Annotated in this window: 8 protein-coding genes; 2 read left to right on the forward strand and 6 right to left on the reverse strand. The window is 69.5% G+C overall.

Annotation, left to right across the window (positions count from 1 at the left end; all coding sequences use genetic code 11):
• Nucleotides 1-49: 49 nt before the first annotated feature.
• Nucleotides 50-274 carry a hypothetical protein gene (locus tag CVO76_RS14230; RefSeq protein ID WP_133081508.1) on the forward strand — a complete coding sequence of 75 codons (225 nt, stop codon included), beginning with the start codon at nucleotides 50-52 and terminating at the stop codon, nucleotides 272-274.
• Nucleotides 271-786 carry a putative immunity protein gene (locus CVO76_RS14235; RefSeq protein ID WP_208739806.1) on the forward strand — a complete coding sequence of 172 codons (516 nt, stop codon included), beginning with the start codon at nucleotides 271-273 and terminating at the stop codon, nucleotides 784-786. Before CVO76_RS14230 ends, CVO76_RS14235 begins: the two co-directional genes overlap by 4 nt.
• 50 nt (nucleotides 787-836) lie before the next feature.
• Here the strand turns inward: CVO76_RS14235 and CVO76_RS14240 are convergent, their stop codons facing one another.
• The 6 genes from CVO76_RS14240 to CVO76_RS14265 all read right to left on the reverse strand — a co-directional run.
• Nucleotides 837-1,163: an L-rhamnose mutarotase gene (locus CVO76_RS14240; RefSeq protein ID WP_208739808.1), complete on the reverse strand. Its 327-nt coding sequence runs from the start codon at nucleotides 1,161-1,163 to the stop codon at nucleotides 837-839.
• A gap of 34 nt (nucleotides 1,164-1,197) precedes the next feature.
• Nucleotides 1,198-2,667 (reverse strand): L-fucose/L-arabinose isomerase family protein, encoded by a 1,470-nt coding sequence (locus CVO76_RS14245; RefSeq protein ID WP_208739810.1) that lies wholly within the window; start codon nucleotides 2,665-2,667, stop codon nucleotides 1,198-1,200.
• A gap of 129 nt (nucleotides 2,668-2,796) precedes the next feature.
• A complete protein-coding gene (rhaS, locus tag CVO76_RS14250) occupies nucleotides 2,797-3,861 on the reverse strand; it encodes a rhamnose ABC transporter substrate-binding protein (RefSeq protein WP_133081511.1) in 1,065 nt (354 codons plus the stop codon).
• A 61-nt stretch (nucleotides 3,862-3,922) separates the two neighbouring features.
• Nucleotides 3,923-5,014, reverse strand: a complete 1,092-nt coding sequence (locus CVO76_RS14255; protein WP_208739812.1) for an ABC transporter permease — start codon at nucleotides 5,012-5,014, stop codon at nucleotides 3,923-3,925.
• Between the two features lie 76 nt (nucleotides 5,015-5,090).
• On the reverse strand, nucleotides 5,091-6,140 hold the full coding sequence (locus tag CVO76_RS14260; protein ID WP_208739814.1) for an ABC transporter permease: 1,050 nt from the start codon (nucleotides 6,138-6,140) through the stop codon (nucleotides 5,091-5,093).
• Nucleotides 6,137-7,673 (reverse strand): sugar ABC transporter ATP-binding protein (locus CVO76_RS14265; protein ID WP_432206105.1); only part of this gene is annotated, 1,537 nt, incomplete at its 5' end. The genes CVO76_RS14260 and CVO76_RS14265, both read right to left, overlap by 4 nt.

Raw genomic sequence — 7,673 nt, forward strand, 5'->3', positions numbered from 1 at the left:
GGCCCGCCACGAGGCAGTTCGGTGCTCCTGGCTGTGATTGGGTGGACGGGTGGATGACTACGTAGGTTCAGGCTTCTTCTGGTTCACCGTCGCCCTCATCAACGCCGGTCTCGCCGAGCAGAAGAATCGCTCCCGGTGGGCGTGGTTCCTCATCTCACTGCTGGTGGGACCGATCGCGACGGCGCTGATCGTCGTCTGGCCGGCACCGGTCGCTCCGTCCATGACCCGCCGCGGCGGGTGGAAGGATCCCGAGGAGCAGGAACCGGTCCCATGATCCTTCCGGCTGTTCGCGATGTTCGCCTCGTGTCCGTCCGGCGCGGAGGAACCCTCACCGAGATCGATCACCAGCTCCTGGCACTGTGGGCGGCTACCTGCGCTGAGCATGTCCTGGCCCTGTTCGAGGAATCGAACCGCGGGGACAGCCGGCCTCGGGACGCGATCGAAGCTGCGCGGGCCTGGGCGCGTGGTGAAGCACCCATGATGGTGACGCGCGCGATCGGAGGGCACGCGATGGGCGCGGCGCGTCCCCTGCGTGGCACGGCACGCTTCGCGGCGTATTCAGCCGGCCAGGCGGCGTGCGTCGCCCACGTCCCCGAGCATGATCTCGGAGCCGCCGCCTACGCCATCAAGGCCGTGGGAGCTGCAGCGCCCCGAGGCCGGGAACGGGAAGCTGCGCGGGCCGAGCGCGACTGGCAGCGCCGGCAGATCCCCGAGCACCTCCGTGCCCTTGTCCTCGAGGACCAGGTCCGCCGCAACAGCATCTGCTGGTCCGTCTTCGACGACTGAGGCGTCCTGCGCGAGGAGCGCACGCGACGGCCCGCACGGCGCCCTCCTGATCAGAGCTGGTCCTCCAGGTGGAAGACCTCATCGAGTCGGAGGAATCCCTCGTCGGGACGCCCCTCGAGCGCCACGAAGAACGGGCCCATCTCCTGCTGCCACCGCGCATTGACCTCGGTGTCGGCCATCGCCGCCTGGGAAGCCGCGAAGTCCTCGCACTCCACGTACCCGATCAGGAGCCCGTCCGGGCGCAGGAACAGGGAGTAGTTGTTCCATCCGGTGTCCTTGAGCGCCCGCGCCATGTCGGGCCAGATCGCCGCGTGGCGCTGCCGGTACTCGGGGATGCGCTCGGGCCGGACCTGCAACTGGAAGCACACGCGTTCCATCGATATCTGTTCCTTTGGTGGTGGTGGATGTGGTTCAGAGAGAGACGTGGCGGTGTTCGACGCCGAGGAGGGACGCCGCGGCCTTCACGTCGGCGGCCCGGTGGCCCACGCACAAAGCCCAGTGGTGGCCGATGCCGGTCTGGCTCCACTCGTCGACCCAGAGCCCGGGGTCTCCCCCGAAGTCCACGCGCGACGTCGTGTTGCCGATGGCCAGCAGCGGGCCGGGCACCACGGTACCTTCCGAGGTGATGAAGACGTACGAGCCGTCGGGATCCTGTCCGACGCCGAAGGTCGTGACCGGCCCGTGCCGCACGTCGAACTCCACCGAGACGCCCCACCCGCGCTTGCCGTGGTAGACCCCGAGCCCGCGCAGCAGTGGCTCGGCGGCGCTGACGGCGAGATGGGCCGGCCCGTCGTGGCCCATCTCCACCACGTTGTCAAAGAAGTTCAGCGCCTGGATCTCGGTGAAGGACCCACCGGCCCCCATGGCCTGCGCCGCGAGCATGGCGATCGACGTCCTCAGCTCGTACTCGCCCGCCATCGGGACACCGCGGGCGGTGAGGATGGAGGCGCCGAGGATCATCCCCGCGCCGAGGCGCTCGTGCTGCTCGCCGGCGAGGCCGCGGTGGTAGTACGCCAGGGAGTCGAGGTCGAACTCGGTGACGAGTCGGTCGAGGCCCACGGAGACCTTCGCGCCCCAGGCGAAGTCCTCGTCGAGGACGGACCCGTCCACGGTGAACAGGCTCCGGGCCAGGGCTACGCGCTCGCGCACCTGCTCATCGGTCACCTCGCCGACGAACTCGCGGAGGTCGTCGAACTCGACGACCTCGACGTGCGAGCCGAACGTCGTCGACACCGTGGTGAGGTCGGTGGAGACGTCGAGCATCCCCGGGTAGACATGGCCCATGAGCCCGTGGCGGGCGTGCCGCAGCCGGCCACGGACCCCGGCCGCGTGGACCCACTGGTCGATGCGCTGCCACGCCGATTCCTGCTTCAGGTGTCCGGAGACGGAGCGGAAGGGGATGCCGGCCCGCCGGAAGACGTTGGCGACCTCGGGCACGGGGCACTGGCCGCAGTAGGCGAGCCACTTCCCGGTGTCGAAGTTCGCATGGTCCATGGCCTCGGTGGGCTGCAGGTCGATCACGAGGACCGGCGTCCCGGACCGTTGGGCGATCGGGAGCACCATCGAGGACGTCAGGTACGTGGTCAGGAAGATGACGATCAGATCGCAGTCCGCGCGTCGCAGCTGCTCCGCGGCGAGCGCCGCCTCGCGTGCATCGGAGACGAAGCCGACGTCGGTCACCTCGGCGTCGAGCTCGCCGAACCGGGCGGTGACGTAGCGCGCCGACTCCTGCAGCTGCGGCAGCAGGTCGGGGAACTGCGGCCAGTACGCGCCGAGGCCACCCGAGACGAGACCGAGGCGGGTCGGACGACGACGGACCGGCTCGAGCAGCCCCGAGAGGGCCAGTGGGGCGGTGGGCCCGACCGCGGGATCGGTGGTCATGGTGCTCCTGGGACGACGGGTGGGGGCGAGTGGGACAACCGGAAGGTCGGCGGGTGCGACGACGGGACGTGGAGAGGACGGGACGGGAATGGGCGGGGCGCCCGCGAAGGCACCCCGCCCGACGGACGACTAGAAGTCGTAGTCGTCGATGTTCTCCGCGTTGAACTGCGTGGGCGGTCCGACGAGGACCACTCCGCCCTCGCCGATCTCACGCTCGCCGAGCTCGCCGGCCTCGAAGGTGTCACCGGTCTTCCCGGTGATGTCGCCGTCGGCCAGCGCCTTGCCCGCGAAGGCCGCCACGTAGCCGAGCTGTGCCGGGTCCCAGAGGGCGAACTCGGTGACGGTCCCGTCCTTGACGAACGGCCGCATCTCGTTCGGCAGGCCGAGGCCGGTGAGCGCGACCTTGCCCTTGTACTCCGAGGTGGAGAGGTACCGGGCGGTCGCCGCGATGCCGACCGTGGTGGGCGAGATGATGCCCTTCAGGTCCGGGTACGCCTGCAGGAGGCCCTGCGCCTCCTGGAAGGACTTGGTGTCGTCGTCGTCGCCGTAGACCTTGGCGACCAGTTCGATGTTCGCGTAGTCGGGGTTGGACGCCAGCTCCTCCTCCATGAACTTGATCCACTCGTTCTGGTTGGTGGCATTGGCCGTGGCCGACAGGATGGCGATCTCGCCTTCCCCGCCGATCTGCTCGGAGATCAGTTCGAGCTGGATCAGGGCCACGTCCTTCGCGTCGACCTGGCTGACGAAGAGGTCCCGGTAGTCGGGATTGGTGTCGGAGTCGAACGCGACGATCTTCGAACCCGCGGTGCGGGCTTCCTCGAGGGCCGGTCCGACGGCATCGGGATCGTTCGCGGCGATCACGATCACGTTGGTGCCGCGCTGGGTCTCGGCGTTGATGAAGGACACCTGGCTCGACGCACTGGCGTCCAGCGGACCGACCACCTCGGAGGAGGCGAACCCTGCCTCCGTCGCGCCGTCCTCGCCGCCGCCCAGGACCACGTCGGTGTAGGGGTTGTTGAGCTGCTTGGGGATGAACGTGATCGTCTGCTCGCCGTCCGACCCGCTGCCACCCTCGCTGCCGCCGCCCTCGGAGGCAGCGCCGCCGCCGCAGGCGCTGAGGACCAGCGCGGCGCTCGTTGCCAGGGCCGCGAGAGCCGCCCGGCGTCCGGTGGATCCGGAATGGATGAACCTCATTGTTTCTTCCTTTCGATGGGCGCTGGGAACCAGACGCCGGGTGCAACCCCAGGGGGACGGCCTAGGGAAGTGGAGCAGTGCGGACACGCCTGGCATGGCGGGCCCCCTTGATGGCGGACGCGATGTTCGGCGCCACCACCGAGATGATGAGCAAGGAGCCCGTCACGATGATGAGGACCACCTCGGAGACGCGGTCCAGCTTCAGGGCGTAGTTGATGGTGCCGATCAGCAGCACACCGGCGAGCACACCCGGGATGGAGCCCTTGCCGCCGAAGATCGACACGCCGCCGAGCAGTACCGCCGCGATGACGGCGAGTTCGAGGCCGCTCGCGTTGTCGCTGCGGGCGCTGGAGTACCGCAGGGTCCAGTAGATGCCCGCGAGCGCCGACACGGTGCCGGTGGCCAGGTACAGCAGGAACTTGGAGCGTGCGACGTCGATCCCGACGAACGTCGCCGCTTCCTTGCTGTAGCCGAGGGCGAAGAGCCCGCGGCCGAAGGGCGTGAAGTGCAGGACGACGGCGAAGGCGATGATGAGCAGGACGACGCCGACCATGACGGTGGGGATGCCCGTCCCGCCGATCTTCGAGGTGAAGAAGGCGGTGAGGCCGGGAGGGAAGTTCGCCACGGCGTTGTCGCCGATCACCACGAGCGCCAGGCCCCGGAACAGGGCGAGCGTGCCGATGGTGACGGCGAGGGACGGTAGGCCGAGATACGCGATGAGCACCCCGTTGAAGGCGCCCGCGACGAGGCCTGCCAGCACGCAGATCACCAGGACGAGCGCGATCGGCATGCCGCCCTGCCAGAGGACTCCCATGAGGGCGCTGGTGAGGCCGGCGATGCTCGCGACCGAGAGGTCGATCTCCCCCGAGATGATGACGAGCGTCATCGGCAGGGCGATGAGCAGGGTCGGGATGACATCGAGGAGCAGGAAGCCCACGGTGACCGGTGAGGCGAACCGCGGGATCACGAGGCTCGCGTAGATCACGACGACGAGCAGCACGTAGATCATGACGGCGTCCCGTCCGAGCAGGATCCGGGCGGCACCGGTGCGCCCCTTGGGGACCGCCAGCACCGTGGAGGTGTCGGCTGCGGCCCGCCCCGGCTTCTGGCGCTTCTCCGCCCGCGGCCTGGTGCTTCCGGGTGTTGCGGCCATGCGCCTGCCTTTCGTTGGAGAGCCGGTCTCCGGCTCGTGCGCTTCGGGCTGGACGGCGGTCGGTGCACCTGAGGGATCAGACATTGCGGGCCTCCGCGATCCGGAGCTTGCGCGCCGACCGCACGCCGGCGATCCGGTCGATGACGACGGCGGCGAGGATCAGGATGCCCACGATGGCCTGCTGCCAGAACTTGTCCACGCGCAGCGCGGTCAGGGCGCTCGTGATGGTGGTCAGCAGCAGGGCGCCGATGGCGGCCCCCACGACGGAGCCGCTGCCACCGAAGATCGCGACACCGCCCACCACCGCGGCGGCGACGACGTCGAGTTCGAGGCCCGACCCCGTCGTCGCACCCACCGAGTTGAAGCGGCTCGCGTACAGCACGCCGGCCAGGCCCGCGAGCAGGCCGTTGACGACGAAGGCGAGCAGCACCCGGCGCGTCACGGGGATGCCGAAGAGCCGTGCGGCGTCGGGCTCGGACCCGATGGCGTAGAGGTCGCGGCCCGGTCTGGTGCCGAGCATGTAGACGGCCACGATCGCGACGACGACCACCGCGATCAGGGTGATCACGGGGAACCCGAGGACCGTGTCCACCGAGAGGTTGCCGAAGGCCTCGGGACGGTCGCCCGCGAAGTACTGTGTACCGCCGGCCCAGGCGTTGTTGATTCCGCGGAAGATGTAGAGCGTCCCGAGCGTGATGACGAGTGCCGGCACCTTCGCGATGGTGATCAGCAGGCCGTTGAGCGCACCGAGCACCGCGCCGAAGAGCATGCCGAGAACGAACACCGCGATGATCGGCAGGTCCGGTGCTGCGACGAAGATGCTCCCCGTCCCGAACGCCACGAGCCCGAGGATGGACCCGACGGACAGGTCGATGTTCCGGGTGATGATCACGAGTGTCTGTCCGACGGCGAGGATCATCAGGATGGTGGCGTTCAGGAGCAGGTCCTTGATGCCCTGCTCGCTGAGGAAGAGCGGATTGATGGCCGCGGTCACTGCGACGAGCACCACGAGGGCGAGGATCACCGGGAGCTCGCGGAGCCGGAGGAAGGATGCGAACGCCGAGGGCCGCCCGTGCCCCGGGGTGGAGTGCGCGGGAGCCGCGCCTACCGCGCCGTCGACGCTCATCGTGAGGCCTCCAGGGATGCGGTGGCGGCGTGCATGACGGTCTCGGCGGTGGCTTCGGCGCGGTCGAGGCGGCCGGTGATCCGGCCTTCCCGCATCACCAGGACGCGGTCGGCCATGCCGAGCACCTCGGGGAGTTCCGACGAGATCATGAGGATCGCGATCCCCCGGCCCGCGAGCTCGGAGATGAGGCGGTGCACCTCGCTCTTGGTCCCGACGTCGATCCCCCGCGTGGGCTCGTCGATGATGAGGAGCTTGGGATCCGTGGCGAGCCACTTGGCGAGCACGACCTTCTGCTGGTTGCCGCCGGACAGGGTGGAGACGGCGTGCTCGGGCGAGCCGGCCTTGACCTGGAGCCGTTTGCCCCAGGTCTGGGCGGCCTCGCGCTCAGCCCGGCCACTGATGATGCCGAACCTGGCGAGCGAGTGGCGGAGCGTGAGGGCCGCATTCCGCTCGACGGACAGCTCCATGACCAGGCCCTGCTTCCTGCGGTCCTCGGGGACGAAGCCGATCCCGGCGTCGATCGCGGCCCGGGGGTCCTTGCGGCGCAGCGGGCGACCGGACATCTCGACGGTGCCCGACTCGTACCGGTCGATGCCGAACACGGCCCGTGCCACCTCCGTGCGCCCCGCCCCCACCAGCCCGGACAGGGCGACGATCTCGCCGGCCCGCACCTCGAAGTCGATGTCGTGGAAGACACCGGGGCGTGTCAGCCCGCTCACGAGCAGGACGACGTCGCCGGTCTCGGTCTCGGTCTCGGTCTTGGGGAACAGCGCGTCGATGTCGCGGCCCACCATCTCGCGGACGATCGCCTGGACCGACGTCGCCTCCGTCGCGTGGGTGGCGATGTAGGTGCCGTCCCGCATGACGGTGATGCGGTCGCACAGCCCGAAGACCTCCTCGAAGCGGTGCGAGATGAAGAGGATGCCGCTGCCTGCATCGCGCAGGCGGCGGGCGACGGCGAAGAGGCGGTCCACCTCGACCCCGCTCAATGCGGCGGTCGGCTCGTCCATGACCAGGATGCGCGCATCGAGGGAGATGGCCTTCGCGATCTCGATGATCTGCTGGTCCGCGATCGAGAGTCCCTCCGCCACGCGGTCCGGATCGATCGGGACGCCGAGCTGGTCGAAGAGGTCCTTCGCGCGGCGGCGCATCTCCGTGCGGCTGATGAGGCCCAGGCGCCCCTTCGGCTGACGGCCGATGAAGATGTTCTCGGCGACCGTGAGGTCGGGGAAGAGCGTGGGCTCCTGATAGATGACGGAGATGCCGGCCGCCTTGCTGTCCGCGACGTTGCGGAAACTCACGGGCTGTGCCCCGACGAGGAACTCCCCGGCATCGGGCTGGTGGACGCCGGCGAGGATCTTCACGAGCGTCGACTTCCCGGCGCCGTTCTCGCCCACCAGTGCGTGGATCTCGCCGGCGGCGAGATCGATGGTCCCGTCCGCCAGGGCGACGACCGGACCGAACGTCTTCAGTGCCCCTCGGAGCGTCAGCACGGGCGTGCGTGCCGGTGCGGCGGGGTCAGGGGGTGTCCCC

Source organism: Arthrobacter agilis, from assembly GCF_002953615.1.
GTDB lineage: Bacteria > Actinomycetota > Actinomycetes > Actinomycetales > Micrococcaceae > Arthrobacter_D > Arthrobacter_D agilis_B.